This window comes from Dyella tabacisoli, assembly GCF_003350925.1.
Taxonomy (GTDB): domain Bacteria; phylum Pseudomonadota; class Gammaproteobacteria; order Xanthomonadales; family Rhodanobacteraceae; genus Dyella_C; species Dyella_C tabacisoli.
Map to the genome: position 1 here is coordinate 239,053 of NZ_KZ857173.1, position 21,798 is coordinate 260,850.

Here is a 21,798-nt window from a genome sequence, read left to right on the forward strand (position 1 = left end):
GCATGTCCACAGCCGTTCGCATCTATCACAACAGTCGCTGCTCCAAATCGCGGGCAGCGCTGACACTATTGCAAGAGCACGGATGCCAGTGCGAGGTAGTGAACTATCTCGACACACCGCCGAGCATCGAAGAGCTAACCGTCCTGCTCGAACAACTCGGCATGACGGCACGCGAGTTGATGCGCAAAAGCGAACCCGAGTATCAGGAGCTGGGCTTGAGCGAGCCGACCCTGAGTGAGACGGCGTTGATAACCGCGATGACCGAGCATCCGCGCCTTATCGAACGCCCGATTGTCGTCGCCAATGGCAAGGCCGCCCTAGGGCGGCCACCCGAGTCAGTACTGGCCATTTTGTAGAAACCTGCCCGGTTCGCGAACCGGGTAAGTTCTTTATATCGGTGCAAATCAAGTCAGCTCAGGTCGAGCTTGAAATGATCGGCATCCATCCAGGCCGGGAACCTCTCGCGGTGCGCAAGCAACAACGCCGGATCAAGCTTCACCGTCACGACCTGCTCCTGCGCGCCCAGCTCCACCAGCGGCTCGCCGATAGGATCGAGTACCGCACTGTCGCCCGCATAAGGCAAATCGTTGCCGTCCACACCGACACGATTAACCCCGATCACATAGCTTAAATTCTCGATGGCGCGGGCACGCAACAAAGTGCGCCAAGGCTGCCGCCGTGGTGCCGGCCAGTTGGCCACGAACAGCGCCAGATCGTAGTCCATGCCACCCGCACTGCCTTCCAATCGGCGATTGCGCAGCCACACCGGAAAACGTAGGTCATAGCAAACCTGCGGCAAAATCCGCCAGCCCTTCAGCTCGACAATCAAACGTTCATTGCCGCCGCCATAGCGTGTGTGTTCGCCCGCCATGCGAAACAAATGACGCTTATCGTATTGCGCGAAACTGCCATCAGGGCGTGCCCACAACAAGCGGTTGTAAACGGTATCGCCTTCGCGAATCGCCAGGCTGCCGCAGAGCACGGCATCGACCTCACAGGCCAATGCGCGTAACCAGGCCACCCCCTCGCCGTCCATGGTCTCCGCACTGGCGCGGGTGTCATTGCTGAAACCCGACAAAAAGGTTTCCGGCAATACCACCAAGTCGCTTTGCGCAGCCACGCGGCGTATCAGATCGCCGTAGTACTCGCGATTGGCCGGTGCATCGTGCCAGCGGGTCGCACCCTGTATCAGGCTAACGTTTAAAGCTTGCATAGACGCTCCGCCGCCGCGTCCATAGTGGCATCGCTCTTGGCGAAGCACAGCCGCAGCAATCGCGTGTTCGGCGCCTGCTCACAGAACGGTGTCAGCGGAATGGTAGCCACCCCGCCCTGCTTTACCAGCCATTCGCAAAAAGCCGTGTCCGGCTCATCGCGAATCGCCGAATAGTCGACCAGTTGGAAATAGCCACCGGGCACATCGATCAGTTTCAATCGACTGGGTTTGAGCAAGGCACGAAAGCGGTCACGCTTGGCCTGATAGAACGCCGGCAGTTCCAGATAATGCTCCGGCGAGCTGGCCATGAATTCGGCAAAAGCTTGTTGTGCTGGGTGAAAAGTGCAGAACGTGAGGTATTGATGCACCTTGCGGAATTCCGCCGAAAGCGCCTTCGGCGCCACCGCGTAGCCCAGCTTCCAGCCGGTGCAGTGATAGGTCTTGCCAAACGAAGACACCACGATGCTGCGCTCGGCAAGTTCGGCATGACGAAGCACGCTCTCATGCTGTGCACCGTCAAAAACGATGTGCTCGTATACCTCATCGGACAGCACGATGATTTGTGTATCGCGCACAATCGCCGCCAGCTCATCCAGATCGTTCGCCGACAGCACCGCACCCGAAGGGTTGTGCGGACTATTGATGAGGATCATTCGGGTTTTCGGCGTAACCGCCTCGCGCACGCGCTGCCAGTCGATGGCAAACTGCGGCACGGTCAACGGGATATGTACCGCACGCGCGCCCTGCAATTCGATCGCCGGCTCGTAGCTGTCGTAAGCCGGATCGAACACAATGACCTCATCGCCACTGCGCACTACCGCGGCGATCGCAGCGAACAATGCCTCAGTGGCGCCGGAGGTCACTGTAATCTCCGTGTCGGCACTGATGCGACGACCATACATACGCTCGGTTTTCAGTGCGATCTGTTCGCGCAACGGTGCCAGGCCGATACCCGGCGCGTACTGATTGCGGCCCTCGGCCATCGCTCGGGTCACCGCCTCGCGCAAGGCCTGTGGCGGCTCGAAATCTGGAAACCCCTGCCCCAGATTAACGGCTTTGTGTTCCAGCGCGAGCTGACTCATGACGCTGAAAATGGTCGTGCCTACTTTCGGAAGCTTGGTTTCGATCTGCATAGGTCCGGATGTCTGGATGGCTAAACAAGAAAAGTCTGGCGATGCTAACACGCACCATGCCCTCCTTCAGGGAAGGCAAACAATGATTCAGGGCGTCGGGCGCTTGCTGCAATCCTCATGCTGGCGCCAAGTAGCCTCGGGGAGTCGCTCGGCCAGAAAATCGACAAAAGCGCGCACACCGGGCAGCAAGCCACGCCGACTGGGGTAAACAAAATGCATGGTGCCCTCTGGTGCGCTCCATTTTGGCAACAGCACCTCTAACTCGCCCCGAGCCACGGCAGGCGCGCAGACGAATTCCGGCAACAAGGCCACACCGATGCCGGCTCGCGCGGCTTCGAGCAGCACAGCGAAATCGCCGGTAATCAATTGCGGCTGGATATCCACCACGGCACGTTCGCCATTGGCGCCGATCAACTCCCAGCTATGCGAGCCCTCATGCTCGTTCATGGTCAACGCAGGCATCGCGGAAAGATCGGCTGGAGTTTGTGGCCGCCCGGCGGCCTTGAGCAGGGCTGGGCTAGCTACAGGCAACACGCGCGATTGACCAAAGCTACGTATGACCAAGGTGGCATCAGTATCGAGCTTGCTGCGTACGCGAATGGCGACGTCAAAACCTTCGCCGATCAGATCCACCCGGCGATTGGTGGCCTGCAAACGCACCTGAACCTTTGGGTGTTTTGCGAGAAACTCCGGCAACACGTGCGCGACCACCATCTGCGCCAGCGATACCGGGCAGCTCAGTCGCACCACGCCGCGTGGCTCGGAGCGCAACTCATCGACCGCATCTTGCGCGGCCCGTGCCTCTTCGAGCACGGCGCGACAATGGCCATAGAAACGCTCGCCGACCTCAGTGACCACAAAACGCCGCGTGGTCCGTTGCAGCAGCCGTACACCAAGCCGCTCTTCGAGCTGGGCAATGCGTTTGCTTAACCGTGATTTAGGGATGCCAAGCGCTCGCCCGGCCGCTGAAAAACCACCGTGTTCAACCACGGCGGCAAAAAAGTACAAGTCGTTAAGGTCCTGCAGAGCACCGTCCAACATCATCATCGTCGTTTCCATAAAGAAACAATAAGTCTGCAAATCACCGACTTATCAATAGATTGTCCTAAATATACCTTATGCACATCGCCGCTCAGTCCGGCTCGTGTTCAAGGAATCGCCATGAAGCTTCTGCATATCGACGCCAGTGCCTTAGGCAACCACTCGGTTTCTCGCAGCCTGACCGCGGCCATCGTAGCCGAGTTGATCCAGGCCCAGCCTGAGTTGGAGGTCAATTACCATGACCTCGCCGCACACCCGCTGCCGCACTGGTCTCCGGTGGCCGATGCCGGCGATCCTGGCGCTGTGCTGGGTAACGCCGTGATGGATGCTTTTCTCGCTGCCGACGTCATTGTCATCGGCGCACCCATGTACAACTTCTCCGTTCCAAGCCAGCTCAAAGCCTGGATCGACCGCATCATGGTCGCCGGCAAAACCTTTCGTTACACCGAAAACGGGCCGCTGGGCCTGGCCGGTGGCAAGCGGGTGATCATTGCTTCGAGCCGTGGTGGCTTCTATGGCAATGGCAGCGAAGCCGCAGCGATGGATTTCCAAGAGCCGTACCTGCGCACCGTATTCAAATTTATCGGCATCGACCAAGTGGAATTCGTGCGCGCCGAAGGCGTCAATGTCAGCGCCGATCACAAAGTGGAAGCACTCGAATCAGCCCATGCCGCTATCGGTCAAGTGAATCGCAAGCAAGTCATCCGCAAGGCCGCCTGAGTCCTACACTGGCACCACACCGATCAAGGTGTGGTGCCACCCGATTGAGGCGCGTGATAGACAGCTTTGCCATCTACCCACGTGCTTACTGGCTTCAGATCAGCGATAGCCCGCGGAGCGATGCTCATCGGATCACTATCGAGTATCACAAAATCCGCACGCAGTCCGGGCTTGAGCATGCCGACCTCGTTCTCCATGAAAGCGGCATAAGCAGCACCACGAGTGAATCCGGCCAAGGCCTGGAGTCGGCTCACCTTCTGCTCGGGAAACCAGCCGCCCGGCGGCTGCCCGGATAAATTCTGGCGAGTAACAGCGGCATAAATGCCCAGCATGGGATTGACGCTTTCCACCGGAAAGTCAGAGCCGAAGGCAAGTGGTACCCGTTCGTGAATAAAGCGCTGCCAGGCATAGGCGCCCTTGAGACGCGCGACGCCCAGGCGCTGTTCGGCCCAAGGCATGTCCGAAGTAGCATGCGTGGGCTGCATGGAGGCAATCAATCGCAATTGGGCAAAGCGCGGAATATCGTCCAGTGCCACGATTTGTGCGTGCTCGACACGCCAACGGTTATCGTCGGCGGCATCTTTACCCAGCACCGCCTGATAAGTATCCAGCACCATCCGGTTGGCGCGATCACCGATGGCGTGGGTAGCCACTTGAGCCTGGCAACGATGCGCTTTTTCGACCGCAGTCCGATAGGCCTCGGGCGAGGTAACCAGAATGCCGCGATTACCATGTTCGTCGTTGTAGTCGGTTAGCAGCGCCGCGCCACGGCTACCCAGCGCACCGTCCATATATAGCTTGACCGCATGCATCCGCAGGCGGCCACTGGGGTCGGACCAACGCCCGCCTTGCTGGCATAACCATTCCAATGCGGCGTTATTGCCATCGGCCATCTCATACAAGCGCAGCGGAATCTCTCCTGCCGCAGCCATCTTTTGTAGCTGCTTGAAATCAGCCAGGCTAACTCCGGCATCGTGTACTCCGGTGAGCCCGGCCGCCACGGCATCGGCGAATGCGCGCCGATAGGCTGCTTGGGTTTGCTCTGCCGTGAGCGGCGGAATCGCATCACTCACCAAAGCCTTGGCCCCATCGATAAGCACGCCAGTGGCCTTGCTACCGATCCGATGAATGCGGCCTCCATCGGGCTGCCAATTGCCATTCAATGATTGCTTCGCCTGTTTCATGGCAGCGCTGTTGACCCAGGCGGCATGGCCATCGACGCGATCCAAATAAACCGGCCGATCAGGAAACGCCGTATCCAGATCAGCGGCATCAGGAAATTGCTTTTCCGGCCAACGATTCTGATCCCAGCCATATCCGACCAGCCAGGCTCCAGGCGGTAACTTCGCCGCCTCCGCCTTCAAGCGAGCAAGCACCTGCGCCTTGCTCGTGCTGCCGCCCAAATCGACCTGACTGCTCAGAGTGCCAAGAGCCAGCAAATGACCGTGTGCGTCGATCAAACCGGGAATCACCGTGCCGCCCTGCGCATCCACCACTGAAGCATCGGCATAGCGTTGCTTCAAGTCAGCAGCGTCGCCCACCGCAAGCAGTTTGCCGCCGTCGTCCCAGACCAGTGCGGTAGCAACGGGGTGATCCGGGTCCATGGTGTGAATACGGGCATGCGTCAGCAGCGTCGTTGCTTGCAACGGCAACATAGCCACCGTGAGCAAGGCAACCGCAGAGAAACGAACCGACAAGCGCATCGACAAACTCCTAACGAAAGACCGAAACACAGCGCTGTCTATAACGCATCGTCAAGACAAGCACTACTTTCGAATGATCTTACGCATAAAAAGAGTAAATCGCTGCAGCGGCTATCACATCAAACGGCGACAGCAGCTTCCTCCCGCTCGACCACGAAACCATAGCGCGCCAATCGGATATTCGTAGCCGGCCCCGGCATTTCCACGCAAATGACACGCCCCGAACGAAGGTGCTCATCACGCGCTATTTCGCGAGCAAGCTTGATCGCCGGCCCCAAACGCAGGTCACTGAAAAGAGCAAAGCCCGAGCGGCATATGCTCCACCCGCCCGCAGTCGATTGCTTGAGTGAATACGTAATCATGTTGATAAACCCGTGATGGGCGCGCCTTAAGCGCATCTGAGAAGCCCGGGTCATCGGTTGGCGTTAAGGCTGCAATCTACCTGACTCGCCGAGCAGGCATAGCGTGCGCTAGTCAGCGCTGGCGGGCTATCAGCTTAAGGCGTCAGATTGTGTAGGAATACGACTACAAACGAGTCCCGATTGATGCCTTGCCTAAGCATGTAAGCCGCGCCGATCCAATAGACATTGAGAAGCCCACCTGGACGGCAGGCCTCCCTCACATGGCTATCTGGTCATCGGGGGGATCTGGTTGCCCTAAGACTGCCCTACGAAATGTTATGGCCAAAACCAGCCATATCAATCAAGCGGCAACCCGCAACGTCGAGTAGACCCTGCACGCACTGGCTGCCGACGGGCCTCCGTAAACTAACCACAAGCGATAGTCACCCGGTGTAACACCTGACAAGGTTGTCTTGAGTACGTAACCGGAGGTTTTCAGCCCGTCGCTGCCTATCACTTTCGCCACATCCGGCCGCGCGCCACCACCAACGATCTTCACCGCGTAGCTTGCCACGGGTCCTTGCAGCACGAGTAACGCACGAGTCGGCACCTGCCCGTTCGCGTCCCCCATCCATCCGTTGAAAACAGCATTGCCGCCGCTTTTCACCACCGCGCCGGTAGGAATCAATCCACTGCGCGTTGATACCAGGGGAGTCGTTGGTGCGGCACCGTTGATACCTTCCAAAGAGCACTTCCCGGCCAGCGCAATGGTGCTCGGATCGCCACTAAATTCAGTGACGGTCGTGCTTTCCCATGGAAGTACGACCGCCAAGGCGCCACTTGCAGTAGCCGCGCCCTGGCTTTTAGCACTCATCGAATGCGTGGAGTCATTTGCATCGTCGTAACTGCAAGCCACGATCAACACAGACGCCGCAAGCAGGCCAAACATTTTCAATGTATAGATGCCCATGATTCTGCTCCGTCGAGGATACCCATGCGAAATGGCGATGTAATCACGTTACGCAAAAGTCGCCGAACATCGCGACATTGAATACTGGCGTGTTCTAACTGCTTGTTTAAATGAGTTCAAGCACGAAGTTCATTGACAAAATCTGATGCACCCTCTTCTGACATGCCGTTATCAAGCTGCTTACATAGCTCGTCAATGAAGAGATCATCGAATACCTTCTGCCATGAAACAGGTGATGCTACGGCGTAAGCAGGGTTTGTCCTCAAATCGATATCACCGATCTTGCTGACAGCCTCTTGCAGTCCAGCAACTATGTCATCAACGCTTAGATCGACTGGAATCAAGCGTGGGGAACGGGCCTGAATATCCAGCTTGCTTCGGTTTGAAAAGGTATTGGTCACGACTATGGCACCCGCGTTAGCCAATTCATAAGGAATCAGACTGGGGTGCGGTGCGTACATAAGACTCAATCCGATGTCCGCCCCCTGCAACAATTCGACATATGAGTCTCTGTCGACTTTAGGGCATATTTCCAGTGTTCGACCCCACCCAAGGTCGACGTGATGCGGACCGGACAGTGCACCGACGCCGATGAACTCAAAGTCTCTTCCAAAAATATTCTTCGCTATCGCTTCGCGGAGCGCAATCAAGCAAATCTCGGTCAGATTGCGTTGCGCATGGGTCTCCGGCCTGGCGTAAACAATCACCCGCCGCGTCTTGCGCGCCTGTAGCACTAACGATGAAGGCGGCGACACGGGAGTCAGCACGTGTTCGAAAGTAATATAATCGGTCGATTGTTTGTCTTTTTCGAAAACTCCTAGACCTTGCTGCCTGAAGAATTTCTCAAGAAAAACGGAATTGAATAAGGCGATATGTGGCTTCTTGTAGGCCATATCGACAAGAAAATGCGCACTGTCATGGCCATGGAATACCGCCTCGTACTCCTGCACTAAGAATACGAATTTCTTGCTTCGCAGATTTTTTGCGTAGAAACCGGCAGCCAAAGCTTGCCAAGCCGAATACGCTATCAAAACATCATCGGGGCCAAGCAGGAAGGGCGCCTCACTGAATGCCGAGAAAAGTGCGATCTCGTTCTTACGCCTCGTCAGCTCCGAATTCGGGCTCCGATAGCAAAAGAAGTTAAACGAATCGGCGGTGTCTTCGAATAGAAAGAACCCGATCGGAATACCCCGGCAGAGGAATGCCTCAGCCAGATGGACGAGCGTCGAATAGCCACCGAAAAAGAGATCCGGGTTCAGGCGAGGAACAAAAAACCATACCGTTCGGGGCTGTTCTTCGACAAGCCTGTGGCGATGCGGCTTCAATCTGCGTTCAAGCTCCAGAAAGTTCGCGAGAGCTACCGGCTGAGTCAACCCCGGCAGAATCTGCTCCAGACAACGAGTCAGTTCAAACTTAGGTATCCGACCCTCCTTGCGCCCGGCCAGTACGTAATGCTCAAAGCCCGACGATAGCTTTCCAGATGCTACCGCACGCCCAATGTCGGTGTAGAAGGTTCGATAAAACATTTCATCGAATCCAGCATTCGGGGAGTTCCCCGTCTTCCTTCCTATGTGAAGGTAGTGTGTACTCGGCGACATATCGCCAAGCTCATGCTTATACGTTTCCCGATAGTGATCCGCGTCGAATTCAGAAAAGATAAGCTCTTGGTTGATATTGTGAAACCATGGTTGCAATACCGCCGACGCATGCCCCTCGCCCTCCCCTCGCTTGGACACGCTTGGCATATGTCCCATACGCCGCCCATACAGATTGAAAAATTCCCTGGGCGTCACGATAGGCATGGATTTTAGGAACTGACGAACAAGTTCATAATCAAGAAGATAAAAATCGGGATCGAATTGCGCCGGATCGCCTATTTCCTGCCAAGCAATTTGACCAAGCATCTGCTGATTGAACGCCAAATTGGGACAGCGCCCCTCCCGAATTCCGTGATGGACGAAATGATCGAACCCGGACAGAAAATTGCCTTCATCGATTGCAGACGAAACATCAGGATTCTTGGATCGGTAGAAAACCTCGTCAAACCAAGGGTTCGGGCTCAATGCACGCGCTGCGGCGTTGCCTTTATAGAAAGCAACAAGGTCTTCCACTACCGGGTCGATACCTGCCGCCGCCAGTTGAAGTCGAAAGTACTCGGGGTCGATAGTCGCCGCGAGTACATCAGGCTGACTTTTAGGGCGCCCTCCAGAAAGCACGGTTGTAGCGATATGCTTGATTCTGTGACGCAGACTATCCATGCCCACCCCCATAAATCGCTTGGTGTTTCATCGCGAAATCGAACTCTTGGCAAGGCTTCTAAGCAGTCATCAGAAGATCACCCCATGTCTGCTGAAATCGATTTAGCTCATACGCGAAGCGAGTACTGCGGGTGATTACTGAATTTTGCATGAGCTTTCTCTGCATCAAATATGCCAGCAGCCGAGGCGCGCTACATCGATGCCACTCACTTGGGTTCATTAATCAGTTTCCGGGACGCAAAAAACCGGTCTCCCCTGGCACGCGACAATTAGAACACCGCCAGTCGTTATATGCAGACTACCCTTGGTCTTGGTCCAGCTTATATCAGCGTCAGCAAACACAAAAGCATGCTAAAGCTAGATCGATCCAAGCTGCATCTCTATCACGTCGTAATAACATTCACAAAAATTTCGCAACAACCTTCACCACTATCTATTAAGAGATGAGTATTTTGTGTCCGTAACGCGCCGAATCGGCAGACACCTTCAACTACTCACCTGTTTTAGTTCGGCTACTGTAAGGTGCACTTGTTCATCGAAAAAAGGACTTGCAAAGAGGGCGCACGGTGACGTTCAAGGGGCGACCAGGAAGACACTTCCAGGCTCTGTCAGACGATGCTCGATACAGCCGTATGCATGCCTGTATCAAGCTCGCCAAAATTAGAGCGACCAAAAATATTCTCGCATCGGGACCAAATTTCCATGGCTCATCGCCTAACTTCTAGGAGTTGGCAGTTCGCTAAGAGAGATTTCATCGAAGGTGTTGGCGCCTGGCATGTTTGGCTGCCTTTCGGACTAAAGGACATTCGGCAACGTTATCGCCGATCACGCCTGGGACAGTTCTGGATATCCATCAGCACCGGCATATTCATCGCCGGCATCGGCGTTCTTTACGCCGTACTCTTTAAAATTCCACCGCACGACTATCTTCCATATCTGGCGGTCAATTACATCGTGTGGCTGCTGATGGCCGGCATGGCCAATGACAGCACGGCCGCATTTGTGGAGGCCAGTGCCTATCTTCGCCAGGACGCGCTACCCAAGACGATCTACATCATGCGGGTCCTGGTGCGTAATGTGACTATCTTCGCGCACAATCTGGTCGTCTTGCCGTTTATTTTTCTGGTCTTCGGATTCAGAGCAAGCATAGCGATGCTGCTGGTGGTGCCAGGACTTGTCTTATTGCTCATTGCGGGTTTTTTGACCGTGCTCGTATCCAGCTTGTTGAGCACCCGTTTTCGTGACTTCCCGCAGATTGTTCAATCGACGCTGCAAGTCGCATTCTTCGCTACGCCCGTGATGTGGGCACCGCAGCAGATGGGGCCGATAGGCTGGTATTTCGTCCATTTGAACCCATTCGCGATATTTCTTCAGTTGATTGCCGAGCCTATCCGTGGCAAGGCCCCGGATTTAAGTTTATACGTGGGTGCGGGAATCATCATATGCATCCTCCTGATCTTCACTTTGCCTTTCTTTGCACGTTACCGCGCACGTGTTGTTTACTGGCTTTAATCGGAGGACGCGGTCCATGCCATCCATCCAGCTTCGTAGCGCGACGGTCGACTTTCCGATATACAACGCGCGCACTCGTTCGCTGCGCCATGGCTTGCTACGTCGAGTTGGCGGTCGAATCCAACCGCAGGGTGATCTGGTAACCGTTAATGCACTGCGTGACGTCACCTTGTCTTTGCACGCCGGCGACCGACTGGCCATTCTTGGTGGAAATGGTGCGGGGAAATCAACACTTCTACGTGTATTCGCTGGCTCCTACGAGCCATCAAGCGGAACCGCCGACATCAACGGTAGTGTTTCGTCACTCTTGGACATCACACTGGGCATGGACTTTGAACTGACCGGCGAAGAGAACATCCTCTTGCGAGGCGCCTTCGTCGGTATGTCCCGCCAGGAAGTGAAACAGCGAATCCCCGAAATCGCGGAGTTTTCGGAGCTTGGGGAGTACCTGCATCTACCCGTTCGAACCTACTCAAGCGGCATGATGCTTCGACTTGCTTTTGCCATATCGACAGCGCGTGCCCCGGATATTCTTTTGCTGGATGAAATGATTGGCGTAGGCGATCGCGCATTTATCACCAAGACTTCCAAGCGTTTGGAAAAACTGATGGACACGGCCAGCATTCTCGCCCTCGCCTCGCATGACACCGCCACCTTGAGCCGATACTGCAATCGCGCCGTTCTGTTGCAAGAGGGCTCGATTGTGATGGAGGGCTCGTTGGCAACCGTTTTCAAGGCTTATGAAGCCACATCTCCATCGGACAACCTCAGGCAGCCATCATGATGGAAAACCAGAGACTGGAAGTAGCCACCCGAGAGTTCATCGGCAGAGTCGATTCGTACGACAACGAAAACGTCGCAGGATGGGTCATCGACCCCGCTGATCCTGATTATGTGTTCGAGGTGGAGCTGTACGTTGACGATGTATGCCATGGACGCGTGCGGGCAGGTTTTCCTCGCGCAGATCTACTGGAACATGGCATTGGTTCGGGGAATAACGCTTTCTACTTTACCTTGCCACCTGCTCAGCGTGATGAAAGCGTAAAAATTGAAGTGCGCGAATCTTCATCGCAGCTTGTATTAGAAGCCGCCATGATTCTGGCGCGCACCGCGTCTCCTACATTTGCCGGCCTATCCAGCACCGATGCTTCGGCCATGCTTTATAAACCACTGCTCGGGCTTGGCGGCGATGCGATCTCGTTCCGTGGAAATCACCTAACGATCAAAGGTATGTACCTGCCCCCTGGCGGCGATCCCTTTGCGTATGACGTGATTGGCGATGATGGCGTGGTGTTCGAATTGCACCGGCCTTTGCAAGATGTCGAACCGTTGAATTACTTCTGGTTCTGGCCAAACGCAACCTGGAGCATGTGGCGGATCGACATCGACCTCGCGCAGACAAATCACCATGGCTCGGCCTATCGCTTTGAGTTCAGACCCAAGGACGATTCCCGAGATGATTGTGCCGAAGTGCTATACGTACCCAAGGATCTGGGTCTATGGCAGAGCCAACCAAGTCACGCCAGGCGAAGTCGGGTCCAACTTGGCGACTTTCCCGAAGCCAGCCCCATAAGAGCATTGATGCATAGCCGAGCCATCTCCGATATGGCCCGGCGCCATCTGAAAACCCTGGATGGATTGCGGGTCCTCGACTGGGGCTGTGGCTGGGGACGTTTGGCGCGCGTTTTTTCCAGCTCGGAGAAGTTCAGCGAGCTCTGGGGTGCCGATATAGACGAAGACAACCTTGCATGGGCTCGCGCCAATATTCCGAAGGTGACCTTCCTCCAGGTTCCGTTGTATCCACCAACTACGCTGCCATCGGACCACTTCGATCTGATCTATGGGTTGTCGGTGATGACTCACTTGACCCATGAGTCCCAGGAAAAATGGCTGGCCGAAATTCGTCGTGTTCTTCGCCCCGGCGGCTGCGCCATTCTGACATTTCATGGCAGCACGGCACTGGGATTCTCAACGCGATACCTAAATACGAACATCGTGACGAACTTTGCAGAAAAAGGGTTCGACGATGCCCTGGCATGTGGCGATCTCGATACGATTATAGGTACCGGCTATTACAAGAACACATTTCAATCCCATGATGATGTCCGCAAAAGATGGGGTGCCCATCTACGCATTGCAGAGATCGCCGAAGCAGCTATCGGAATTCAAGACGTCGCCGTGCTATTCAAAGACTGAAAGCTAGACCAAGGCAACAAGTGCGATCGGGCCATACCGCTCCGCCCTTACCTTCTTGGAATGCCAATGTTCCTGCTCGAAACATTGCAAAAACACAAAGACCTGGGACGGTTCAAGCCCTTCCTCGTATCGCACGAAGATGGGCTGACCAGGCAGTTTTCGTATGGCGATGCGTTCGATGAGACGCGCCGCTGGGCCGACATACTGAGTCGCAATCTCGTGCAAAAAGGCGACATTGTCTTCCTTGCGCTCAAGCATCGCCATGAAATCTATTTTGGCTTTCTGGGAGCCATGTGGCTAGGCGCCATCCCCGCCATCATCCCCTTTCCAACGCCCAAGCAGGATATGGATATCTACTGGCGCGAATATCGGGCCATGTTTGCGCAGGTCAATCCACGCCTGCTGGTGACTTATGCCGACAACATCCCAGCCATTCGCGATGCACTAGCGAAGCAGCCCTGCACCATTCTCGACATCGATGATCGGTCGCTCGTCTCGGCTACAGCATTGTCCGAACTCAAGCCGGTCTGTGGCGCGTTGAACGACACAGCACTGCTGCAATTCAGCTCGGGCACGACGGGCTTACGCAAAGGCGTGATGCTCTCGCATGGACAACTCCTGCAGCATATGGTCGCGTATTCACAGGCCATAGGCTTTAGCTCCAAAGATATTGTCGCCTCCTGGCTTCCGCTCTATCACGACATGGGCTTGATTGCCTGCTTTCTACTGCCGCTCTATGCCGGCGCCACCATCGTCTCACTGGATGCGTTCGAATGGGTGGCACAACCATGGAAGCTGTTACAAGCACTTGATACCTATCGCGCAACCTTCGCCTGGATGCCGAATTTTGCGCTACAGCATGTCGTCCGCACCTTGCCGGGAGACCTTGTATTCGATCTTCAGCATGTCCGCGCCGTTATCAATTGCTCTGAGGTATGCAGGCCGCAGACGGCACAAACCTTCCTCGATACCATGCGGAGCCACGGCTTGCGAGCCGAGCAGCTACAGACATGTTATGGCATGGCAGAAGCCGTTTTTGCCATTTCACAGTCTTCGCTGGAGACCTCCCCCCGGTCCGTTACAGTCGACAGATATCTGCTCGAACGTTTTTCCCGTGCCCGGATCGTAGATCCGTACTATCGCAACGGACAAACGTTTCTGTCTTGCGGGCATGTTCTCGAAAGTGTCCAGCTAAGGATTGTTCCACTAGCGCCGGCCGATGAAGTTCTATCAAGCACGCTCGATGCCGCTCCCGGCGATATCGACGTAGGCGAGATCCAAATCCGGGGCGGTTATCTTTTCTCTGGATACTTCCGTAATGACGACGCCACCCGTGCAGCAATGACGGACGGTTGGTACAAGACCGGTGATATCGGTTTCATTGAAGCCGAAGAATTATTCATCTGCGGACGCTTGAAAGAAATACTGATCGTCCACGGCCGCAATTACTATGCAAACGACATCGAAGGCATTGTCAGCCAAGTGGATGGGATCAAACCTGGCCGCGCCGTCGCTTTCAGTATCGAGGATGCCGATTCAGACAGCGAGGAAGTGATTCTTCTTGCGGAAAGCGACGCGACCGCCGGTGAGACGCGAACATCCATCCAACGGGCGGTCAAGACCGCTGTCTTTAACCGGATGGAGCTTACCCTGAGGTCTGTCCTACTCGTCGCACCCGGCACCCTAATCAAAACAACCAGTGGCAAACTTTGCCGAGAAACAAACAAAACGCGCTATCTCCATGCAGAGTCGATGAAGGCATGATATGCAAGACCTGACAGCTTCGGTTATATCGGTCATTGCGGAAACCTTTTCCGTCGATGCAAGCAGCATCAGTCGCCATACGGTTGCCGCCGACGTCGATGGATGGGACTCGCTATCGCATACGGTATTGATGATCCGCCTGGAAAAGTGTCTGGGCATGCGCATTGACGAAAGGGTTGCGCTCAAAGCAAACAGTGTGGGCGCACTGATCGATGCACTGCGCAATGAATCTGCTTGCGGTGAAAGTACATGAATCAACCGACAGTGCCTCATGCATCGAATCTGCAAGGTCGCCCGCCGATTGTTGTGCGAGGGATGTCGAATCGCTTGTTCTGTGAGTATGCAGACAGCCCGGCCATCTCCAATATGGCAAGGGATCCACTGTTCTCGACTACGGCCGCAGTCAGATGGAAACGCCAACTCGAAACCCGAGCACGGCTGCTCAAACTGCGTGGTTTGCGGTTGCATATACTCATCGCGCCGGAAGCCCGCTACATCTTTCGGGAAGAAATTCCAACGCACATGGCGCTGTCGGATCGATCGCCCGCCCGTCAATTCAGCGAGCTATATTCGGGCATAGATAATCTGACCATCATCAACCCAGAAGACTCATTGATCGGCGCGCGTGGTGGTATCGACGTCTATCGAACCAACGACACGCACTGGTCTGCCTATGGCGCGTTCGTCGCCTATCGCACCCTGATCGAGCACCTCCCTCCTGACATCCCCATGAATCCCGTAACAGCGGCCGATGTCGGTTATCGGTTTCGACCGACCTATGGCGATATGGGCGCTCTAGTTGAGCCGGAGGTTACAGCCGATATGCCTGTTGCGTCGATACGCGGCGGTGCTACGCGATTAGTCCTGAACTACGCAGGAGACGGTCGCAATGCCTGGAAGCGCTTCGAATCCTCACGCGGGCGCGGTCATGCATTCGTGTTGCGCGACTCGTTTGCGACGGAACTCGGCATTTTCATGAACGAGTCGTTCGCACGCGTGGACTGGCTTGGTGCAACTTCACGCTTGCACCTTGAAGCCATCGATGAGGAAAAGCCCGATCTTGTTATCTGGGAATTAGCCGAGCGCCGACTATTAGTCGAGGTATCGGACCACGCATCCTCGACCGCTTATGAAGTATATGCGTTCGATAACAGCACACCGTACGGAATGGCTGCACTTGAGGCATGTGAGGATAAGGCCGAAGGCAATCTGTCCATGGCATTGACCAATGCCCGAAATGCTGCCAAGCACCCTGACGCGAGTACGGCATACCAATACTTGCTGGCGGACATCCTGCGGGAGAGTGGCATGTTCGAAGAGGCCGAGGCCACGATCAGGCGAGCTATCGAACTTAGGCGGGACCGTCCCGCCTATTGGCATTTATTGAGTGTCGTCTGTCGGCATTCAGGCAAACTAAACGAAGCCATGAATGCCTCGCTGCACGCAGTGAAGCTTGCGCCGCACAACGGCCAGTTCGTCTCTGATTGCGGTTACAACTTACTCGCATTGGGCCGACGAAATGAGGCCATCGATGTCATGGCGACATGCCGCACTCTTGTTTCCGATTCGCCGCATCTGAGTTATTGGCTATCCGTCGCGTACCTGCAGGCAGGCGATGTCGGCAATGCCAGGAAAGAGGCGATGAATGCTTATTTGCTATGGCCGGAGCATCCAGATATCTACGCACTGATATGGCTTATTGAGAGCGATACGCGCTGATACGGTATTCAACAGGTGAAATCCATGCGCAGGAAGGGCAGCAAGAAAAATGGCTTTGGCCAAGCATTGCTGGCTATTGATGCCATTGATTTAGTCGCCAAGCCATTTCGGCGAACTTCGTCGGCCTCGTCCGAGGCGTTCGATGCCGATCCGTCGACAGATAATCTCAGACAATTTCGCTTGAAGCCAAGCTGCGGGGAAACGCTGACGGGGGGATGGTACCTATTCGAACTCGATCTGCCGGTACTCGACCAGACTTTGTCGTGGGCAGCGTTTTACCCCCATTACAGAACGAGCTTGAACGAAGAAAGCCATTTGCCGCTACCGCTGACGGAAACTTCGCCAGGCAAGCATCTGGCCATCGCCAGATTTACCCACGAGCTGGTCAACTTACGGTTCGATATCGTTGCGCGCAGCCAGTTCGAACTGGACCAGGCCCGCCTGAGCAAACTGAGCAAGCTGGAAGCAGCGTATCGGATGCTGTTCACCCTCATACGATCAACGGTCAGCATCAAGAAGAAGATCACCGTGATGTTAACGGCGACGGCCAAACTTTGCCTTAAGGGCCAGAGAGGGTTTGCTACCTGGCTTTACCACGAATATTCCGAGGGACAACAAACACCTCTATGCGGCCGTTACCTCATGTGGGTCCGGCTGTACGGAAACTCGATCCCGACCGACATCAAAACCCGCATACATGCGATGCCCCGCAAACCGCTCATTTCGGTTGTCATTCGCACTTGCAACACCCACGAGGTCGCTCTGCGCCTATGCATCGAGAGCGTTATCGCACAGCACTATCCATGCTGGGAGCTTCATATCGCGGATAACGCATCAGACAAGCCGCATATCCGTCTTCTTTTGAATGAATTCACGCGCAGAGACCCGCGCATCAAAATCGTGCTCATGGAGCATCGCAGCGATAATTCGGACGTATTGAATAGCGCCATCGACCAAGCTCGGGGAGACTACATCACGGTCATCCGGGACCAAGACGAGTTGCATCCCCTCGCGCTCTACCGGATCGCTAACGAGGTGAACAAGCATCCTGAATGGAAGATTGTCTACACCGATGCGGACAAGATCGACGATAGGCGAATCCGATTCGATCCGAACTTCAAGCCCGACTGGAACTACGAACTACTTCTTTCGCAGAACTACATTCGCCATCTATGCGTTTTCGACAGCGCCCTGGTCAAAACCGTCATAGGGTTCCGTCGTGGATTTGATGGTGGAGAAGACTATGACTTTCTTCTGCGCTGCGTCGAACGTCTAGGTTCCGCACAGATCGGCCATATAGCAGCCGTGCTTTACCACGAGCGCCCGGCATCGATATCGCCGAAGAGCAAAGCCATGCATGCCGGCGATACAAAGGCCCTGGAACAGCACTTCATACGCATCGGCGTAGACGCCACAGTAGCGGCAGCAGCAGATGGGATCCGCCGTATCCGCTTCCCATGTCCACAACCCGCCCCAAGAGTCAGTCTTGTCGTACCTACCCGCAATAAGACCAAACTTCTGCGTAGCTGCCTGGACTCAATACTAAGAAGTACTTATGAAAATTATGAAATCATTGTCGTAGACAACGGCTCTACCGACAGTTCTACGCTGCGTTATTTGGACAAGGCTTCCAAATTGTCCAACGTACAAGTCTTGCGCTACGACGCACCGTTCAATTACTCGGCGATCAATAACTTTGCCGAACGTCACGCCACTGGCGACGTCATTGGCTTGGTCAATAATGATATCGAGATAATCACACCGGACTGGATGGAGGAAATGGTCAGCCACGCGATACGTCCCGACGTCGGTGCGGTCGGCGCCATGCTCTATTATCCAGACGGCACAATTCAGCACGCCGGAGTCATTGTCGGTCTGGGCGGTGTTGCCGGACATGCTTACCTGCATCAGCCACGAGGCTACGGCGGAAGTCACAACCGTGGCCTGTTGTTACAGAACTTAAGCGCGGTCACCGCTGCTTGCATGCTCGTGCGGCGTGAGGTTTACAACGCGGTTGGCGGCCTGGACGAGTCGCTGAAGGTAGCCTTCAACGACGTGGACTTTTGCCTACGTGTTCGCGACGCCGGCTATCGCAATGTATGGACACCCTATGCACAGATGTATCACCTGGAATCCGCCTCGCGCGGTTCTGAAATCACTCCCGAACAACAAGACCGTTTTCAACGCGAAATAGAATTTATGCGTTCTCGCTGGGGTAAGCGCCTGCTGAAAGACCCCGCCTATAACGCCAATTTGTCCCTCTCCAGTCACTGTTTCGACCTGGCTTTCCCGCCGCGCAGTTAGGGGCACGAATGACAAAACAAATATAAGCTTGCAAAGAGCCCCGGCTGACCTCAGCCCTCAATCGCCTCAATTGTGCCGCTGAAAAGCCAGCCTTCGGGTGTGCAATACACCGCCCGCGTCGACCGACGTGCGGATTCGACCGTAGTAGGTGCATCTTGGTTACTCAATGGCTTCAACACCCACTGGTCCTCAGGGGCCGCATGGTTGAACTTCGTCCCGTGGAAGAAGAAACCCTGGACGAACTCTTCCATGTTGGCAGCGACCGTGAAATCTGGCGACTGACGTCGGTAAATTACTCCGATCCCGCCATCTTCTACCCAAACTTCAAGGCAGCTTTGCAGGACAGGGAGTACGGCAAGGCCTACCCGTTTCTGGTGTGCCTTGCCGACAGCGGTCGGGTCATCGGCACCACCCGGCTCCTCGATATCCATCCTCAAGACAAGAAGATTGAAATCGGCGTCACCTGGATAGCGAGTGAATTCTGGGGGAGCGGAATCAATACCGAATGCAAGCAACTCCTGCTTGAGTATTGTTTTGAAACCCTCGGTGTAAACCGAGTCCAGTTTCGGGCCAAAGCTGACAACACCAGATCCCGGCACGCACTCGAAAAGATTGGCGCAATGTTCGAGGGCATCCTGCGCCAGGACAAGATTGAATCCAACGGCACCCCCAGGGACACGGCCTTCTACAGCATCGTGCGCGAGGACTGGCCAGGCGTGAAAGCCCGACTCGCCGCCAAGCTTACCGCCCGTTGATGGTGGTCTAACAGCGCGCCCGGCATCAAACTTCACCAACGACATGGCGATATAACGAAAATGCCCCGGTATGTGCCGGGGCATCTTCTATGTAGTTTGCCTAAAGCCTAGGGGCTTTTGAGTCCTGCCACCAGACGCTGGTCGCGCGGGATGGCGGGCGAGACCGGCTTGATGGGGGCCAGCGTCAACCCACTGTCGTTTCGGACACTACTGGCGCATTCGCTAACACAAAAGTTAAATTCGATTTCGCACTGCACAGGCCTCTCGCCTGCGACGATACAGTCTTGGACATGTTGACGGCACAACGAACAAGATTGCGCGTCGGCATGTGCTGGACCGACCGCACCCAGCATGGTGGCAACCAGCAGGCCCGCAGATAAAGCGATGTAACGCATCATCAAACTCTCCCTTTCAGTGGATGTTTCACCCCGGCGGAGATGGTACGCCGATGACCAACGGCTGCAAGGGGATATTCATAGACTGGTGCGCTGATTTACAGGCGCCCAAATGACTCTTATCTGCCCCGTCTTGGCGAGCCCTTTCTACTTAATGACAGCGTCGCTCAGCCCCGCTGATGCATTGGCGTTGCCTTTTACTGACGTCGCCGACTTGCCCTCCCGATCGCAACTAGGCAAGTAAGCAGTAAGGCTTGGACTGAATGCCCCCCCCGAGCCTCTGCAGGTTCAATAACCGGCCAAGGCGGCCAAGCAATGCTTATTTGAAAACACCCTCATTTCATAAGTGGCAGCGAAGATCAGAACATTCATTCCGCATCAAACTGCCACTCACACTAAATTGACAAAACCTTCACGTCAACTAGAGGTGTAAACACATAGGGTTTTGTGATTTTCATATAAGATAATTCGTCAATTCATTTTAAGTGGTCTACTTTTAGGCCACTGTCATCGATAAATAAACTTCATTCAGGCTGCTTTCGTGCCTTTAGCTTTAAATGCACTGAAACTAACCTTATCAATTTGGCTATTACCTCGCTGAGCCACATCCGAGCGCCGAAAAATATTACGGCAGACGCAAGCAGGCCAGCATTGTTGTACATAGCGGTAAATCGGGGAGCCGGTTATTGGCATATGACAGCTATCTGGCCAGAACATCCACGCTGTCTATGAGCCAGGTTCGTATGCGCCAATCCACCTGGAACTGGAGGGAATGGTCAGCAATGAGGCGTCGAACATCAGAAAGGTAGTGCCACGTCTTGCGCGCGGTGTCTTGGAAATTAACCAACTGAAGGAGATAGCTATGGCAACGGCAAAACAAAAGTCCGTGACCGAGTGTCCTTATGAAAGGGTTGTTTTCACCCCCGAAGACCATGCGGTGATGGATGCCGCACTTGATTACAGCCCGGAACTACGCTTGTGTGCCGGCATCGCAAGGGTCGCCCGAAAGTCAAAGCTCAAGTATCCAGTGAAATCTGTACAAGACCTTCTACCGCTATTGCCGAAAAAGCCCGTATTCGCCGAGGGACACCATTTGCGAGCCGGTGGCATTGAGACATACATGCGAAAGGAATATTTCCCGATCGCCGACGAGCGAGAACTTATTTCCCGGTGCTACTTGGCGCTGATGGCGTGTAACGAAGCGATGCGATGGGCAGCCATGGCACCGGCAAACGCCCAAACTCTTCTCAAGGAATACAGGCTTGCATCACAACCGAAGGGAGCACGCTAATGGCTAGTGGAGGAACATTCTGCCCCGCAAGGCAATGGACAACTATCTACCAAGGGCCTAGCTTCGGATTCGTATACGTGACGAATGTCATGAGCATTCCCGTAACGATTAGATGGCGCGCCTACACTGCGTCGCCGTTTTGGTATTCGGATGGATCGACGGATATCAATCCTGGCGAACAGAAGACAGTAGGATTTGGTATCCCCACGCCCTATGTGCAATTTGAGGTCAATCCGCCTTTCGATTCCACTCTTTGGGGTCACTAAAACAACGCCGCGTCATTGTTCCGTTTGGCAGAGGTCAGCAAGGCGCGGCGATGGACGCCACTGGCTCCACGCCGCGCCGCAGCTCCGAAACAGGCTGAGAAAGCCTGATCGGAAACCCATCGCACGCGAACGCTGTGTGGGGTCGTCCGTATGTGGATTGATATAGTGTGAGCTTATGTAAGTAGTGGCGCGCGGCAGCATCTGGATCAATGAGCAC

General features: G+C 55.0%; 18 protein-coding genes. 11 read left to right on the top strand and 7 right to left on the bottom strand.

Going from position 1 to position 21,798, the window contains the following annotated elements; genetic code table 11:
- Window positions 1-2: 2 nt before the first annotated feature.
- Complete coding sequence (gene arsC / locus DVJ77_RS00765; protein WP_114843562.1) at window positions 3-356, top strand: arsenate reductase (glutaredoxin); 354 nt, start codon at window positions 3-5, stop codon at window positions 354-356.
- A gap of 53 nt (window positions 357-409) precedes the next feature.
- Here arsC and DVJ77_RS00770 read toward each other — a convergent pair whose 3' ends face one another.
- From DVJ77_RS00770 to DVJ77_RS00780, 3 genes are all read right to left on the bottom strand, one after another.
- A complete protein-coding gene (locus tag DVJ77_RS00770) occupies window positions 410-1,213 on the bottom strand; it encodes an amidohydrolase (protein ID WP_114843563.1) in 804 nt (267 codons plus the stop codon).
- Complete coding sequence (locus tag DVJ77_RS00775; RefSeq protein WP_114843564.1) at window positions 1,201-2,346, bottom strand: pyridoxal phosphate-dependent aminotransferase; 1,146 nt, start codon at window positions 2,344-2,346, stop codon at window positions 1,201-1,203. The genes DVJ77_RS00770 and DVJ77_RS00775 overlap by 13 nt, the downstream gene beginning before the upstream one ends.
- An 87-nt stretch (window positions 2,347-2,433) precedes the next feature.
- Window positions 2,434-3,393: a LysR substrate-binding domain-containing protein gene (locus DVJ77_RS00780; protein ID WP_114843565.1), complete on the bottom strand. Its 960-nt coding sequence runs from the start codon at window positions 3,391-3,393 to the stop codon at window positions 2,434-2,436.
- Window positions 3,394-3,507: 114 nt separating this feature from the next.
- Between DVJ77_RS00780 and DVJ77_RS00785 the strand changes: the two genes are divergently transcribed.
- Window positions 3,508-4,107, top strand: coding sequence for an FMN-dependent NADH-azoreductase (locus DVJ77_RS00785; RefSeq protein ID WP_114843566.1), 600 nt, complete (start codon window positions 3,508-3,510; stop codon window positions 4,105-4,107).
- Window positions 4,108-4,130: 23 nt separating this feature from the next.
- Here DVJ77_RS00785 and DVJ77_RS00790 read toward each other — a convergent pair whose 3' ends face one another.
- The 3 genes from DVJ77_RS00790 to DVJ77_RS00805 form a co-directional block, all read right to left on the bottom strand.
- Window positions 4,131-5,810, bottom strand: coding sequence for an amidohydrolase (locus DVJ77_RS00790; protein WP_114843567.1), 1,680 nt, complete (start codon window positions 5,808-5,810; stop codon window positions 4,131-4,133).
- Window positions 5,811-6,512: 702 nt separating this feature from the next.
- Window positions 6,513-7,121: a hypothetical protein gene (locus DVJ77_RS00800; protein ID WP_114843568.1), complete on the bottom strand. Its 609-nt coding sequence runs from the start codon at window positions 7,119-7,121 to the stop codon at window positions 6,513-6,515.
- 116 nt (window positions 7,122-7,237) lie between these two features.
- Window positions 7,238-9,379: a rhamnosyltransferase WsaF family glycosyltransferase gene (locus DVJ77_RS00805; protein WP_162791309.1), complete on the bottom strand. Its 2,142-nt coding sequence runs from the start codon at window positions 9,377-9,379 to the stop codon at window positions 7,238-7,240.
- Between the two features lie 702 nt (window positions 9,380-10,081).
- Here DVJ77_RS00805 and DVJ77_RS00810 point away from each other — a divergent pair.
- The 8 genes from DVJ77_RS00810 (at window position 10,082) to DVJ77_RS00845 (ending at window position 19,629) form a co-directional block, all read left to right on the top strand.
- Window positions 10,082-10,891 carry an ABC transporter permease gene (locus DVJ77_RS00810; RefSeq protein WP_162791310.1) on the top strand — a complete coding sequence of 270 codons (810 nt, stop codon included), beginning with the start codon at window positions 10,082-10,084 and terminating at the stop codon, window positions 10,889-10,891.
- Between the two features lie 16 nt (window positions 10,892-10,907).
- Window positions 10,908-11,675 (top strand): ABC transporter ATP-binding protein, encoded by a 768-nt coding sequence (locus tag DVJ77_RS00815; protein ID WP_114843571.1) that lies wholly within the window; start codon window positions 10,908-10,910, stop codon window positions 11,673-11,675.
- Window positions 11,672-13,087 carry a class I SAM-dependent methyltransferase gene (locus DVJ77_RS00820; protein ID WP_114843572.1) on the top strand — a complete coding sequence of 472 codons (1,416 nt, stop codon included), beginning with the start codon at window positions 11,672-11,674 and terminating at the stop codon, window positions 13,085-13,087. The genes DVJ77_RS00815 and DVJ77_RS00820 overlap by 4 nt, the downstream gene beginning before the upstream one ends.
- A gap of 66 nt (window positions 13,088-13,153) precedes the next feature.
- Window positions 13,154-14,851 (top strand): AMP-binding protein, encoded by a 1,698-nt coding sequence (locus tag DVJ77_RS00825; protein WP_162791311.1) that lies wholly within the window; start codon window positions 13,154-13,156, stop codon window positions 14,849-14,851.
- Between the two features lies 1 nt (window position 14,852).
- A complete protein-coding gene (locus tag DVJ77_RS00830; protein WP_114843574.1) occupies window positions 14,853-15,104 on the top strand; it encodes an acyl carrier protein in 252 nt (83 codons plus the stop codon).
- A complete protein-coding gene (locus DVJ77_RS00835) occupies window positions 15,101-16,570 on the top strand; it encodes a tetratricopeptide repeat protein (RefSeq protein WP_114843575.1) in 1,470 nt (489 codons plus the stop codon). Before DVJ77_RS00830 ends, DVJ77_RS00835 begins: the two co-directional genes overlap by 4 nt.
- A gap of 24 nt (window positions 16,571-16,594) precedes the next feature.
- Complete coding sequence (locus DVJ77_RS00840; RefSeq protein WP_114843576.1) at window positions 16,595-18,874, top strand: glycosyltransferase family 2 protein; 2,280 nt, start codon at window positions 16,595-16,597, stop codon at window positions 18,872-18,874.
- 200 nt (window positions 18,875-19,074) lie between these two features.
- Complete coding sequence (locus DVJ77_RS00845; RefSeq protein ID WP_225427694.1) at window positions 19,075-19,629, top strand: GNAT family N-acetyltransferase; 555 nt, start codon at window positions 19,075-19,077, stop codon at window positions 19,627-19,629.
- A gap of 107 nt (window positions 19,630-19,736) precedes the next feature.
- Here the strand turns inward: DVJ77_RS00845 and DVJ77_RS00850 are convergent, their stop codons facing one another.
- Window positions 19,737-20,027: a hypothetical protein gene (locus DVJ77_RS00850; RefSeq protein ID WP_114843577.1), complete on the bottom strand. Its 291-nt coding sequence runs from the start codon at window positions 20,025-20,027 to the stop codon at window positions 19,737-19,739.
- Between the two features lie 859 nt (window positions 20,028-20,886).
- Between DVJ77_RS00850 and DVJ77_RS00855 the strand changes: the two genes are divergently transcribed.
- Window positions 20,887-21,315 carry a hypothetical protein gene (locus DVJ77_RS00855; RefSeq protein ID WP_225427696.1) on the top strand — a complete coding sequence of 143 codons (429 nt, stop codon included), beginning with the start codon at window positions 20,887-20,889 and terminating at the stop codon, window positions 21,313-21,315.
- Window positions 21,316-21,798 lie beyond the last annotated feature (483 nt).

Bases quoted from the DNA above. Each gene is read 5' to 3' on its own strand.
- DVJ77_RS00825 (WP_162791311.1), top strand. From the start codon at position 13,154: ATGTTCCTGCTCGAAACATTGCAAAAACACAAAGACCTGGGACGGTTC.
- DVJ77_RS00800 (WP_114843568.1), bottom strand. From the start codon at position 7,121: ATGGGCATCTATACATTGAAAATGTTTGGCCTGCTTGCGGCGTCTGTG.
- DVJ77_RS00845 (WP_225427694.1), top strand. From the start codon at position 19,075: ATGGTTGAACTTCGTCCCGTGGAAGAAGAAACCCTGGACGAACTCTTC.
- DVJ77_RS00810 (WP_162791310.1), top strand. From the start codon at position 10,082: ATGGCTCATCGCCTAACTTCTAGGAGTTGGCAGTTCGCTAAGAGAGAT.
- DVJ77_RS00815 (WP_114843571.1), top strand. From the start codon at position 10,908: ATGCCATCCATCCAGCTTCGTAGCGCGACGGTCGACTTTCCGATATAC.
- DVJ77_RS00785 (WP_114843566.1), top strand. From the start codon at position 3,508: ATGAAGCTTCTGCATATCGACGCCAGTGCCTTAGGCAACCACTCGGTT.
- DVJ77_RS00770 (WP_114843563.1), bottom strand. From the start codon at position 1,213: ATGCAAGCTTTAAACGTTAGCCTGATACAGGGTGCGACCCGCTGGCAC.
- DVJ77_RS00855 (WP_225427696.1), top strand. From the start codon at position 20,887: ATGGCAACGGCAAAACAAAAGTCCGTGACCGAGTGTCCTTATGAAAGG.
- DVJ77_RS00840 (WP_114843576.1), top strand. From the start codon at position 16,595: ATGCGCAGGAAGGGCAGCAAGAAAAATGGCTTTGGCCAAGCATTGCTG.
- DVJ77_RS00850 (WP_114843577.1), bottom strand. From the start codon at position 20,027: ATGATGCGTTACATCGCTTTATCTGCGGGCCTGCTGGTTGCCACCATG.
- DVJ77_RS00830 (WP_114843574.1), top strand. From the start codon at position 14,853: ATGCAAGACCTGACAGCTTCGGTTATATCGGTCATTGCGGAAACCTTT.
- DVJ77_RS00775 (WP_114843564.1), bottom strand. From the start codon at position 2,346: ATGCAGATCGAAACCAAGCTTCCGAAAGTAGGCACGACCATTTTCAGC.
- DVJ77_RS00790 (WP_114843567.1), bottom strand. From the start codon at position 5,810: ATGCGCTTGTCGGTTCGTTTCTCTGCGGTTGCCTTGCTCACGGTGGCT.
- arsC (WP_114843562.1), top strand. From the start codon at position 3: ATGTCCACAGCCGTTCGCATCTATCACAACAGTCGCTGCTCCAAATCG.
- DVJ77_RS00835 (WP_114843575.1), top strand. From the start codon at position 15,101: ATGAATCAACCGACAGTGCCTCATGCATCGAATCTGCAAGGTCGCCCG.
- DVJ77_RS00805 (WP_162791309.1), bottom strand. From the start codon at position 9,379: ATGGATAGTCTGCGTCACAGAATCAAGCATATCGCTACAACCGTGCTT.
- DVJ77_RS00820 (WP_114843572.1), top strand. From the start codon at position 11,672: ATGATGGAAAACCAGAGACTGGAAGTAGCCACCCGAGAGTTCATCGGC.
- DVJ77_RS00780 (WP_114843565.1), bottom strand. From the start codon at position 3,393: ATGATGATGTTGGACGGTGCTCTGCAGGACCTTAACGACTTGTACTTT.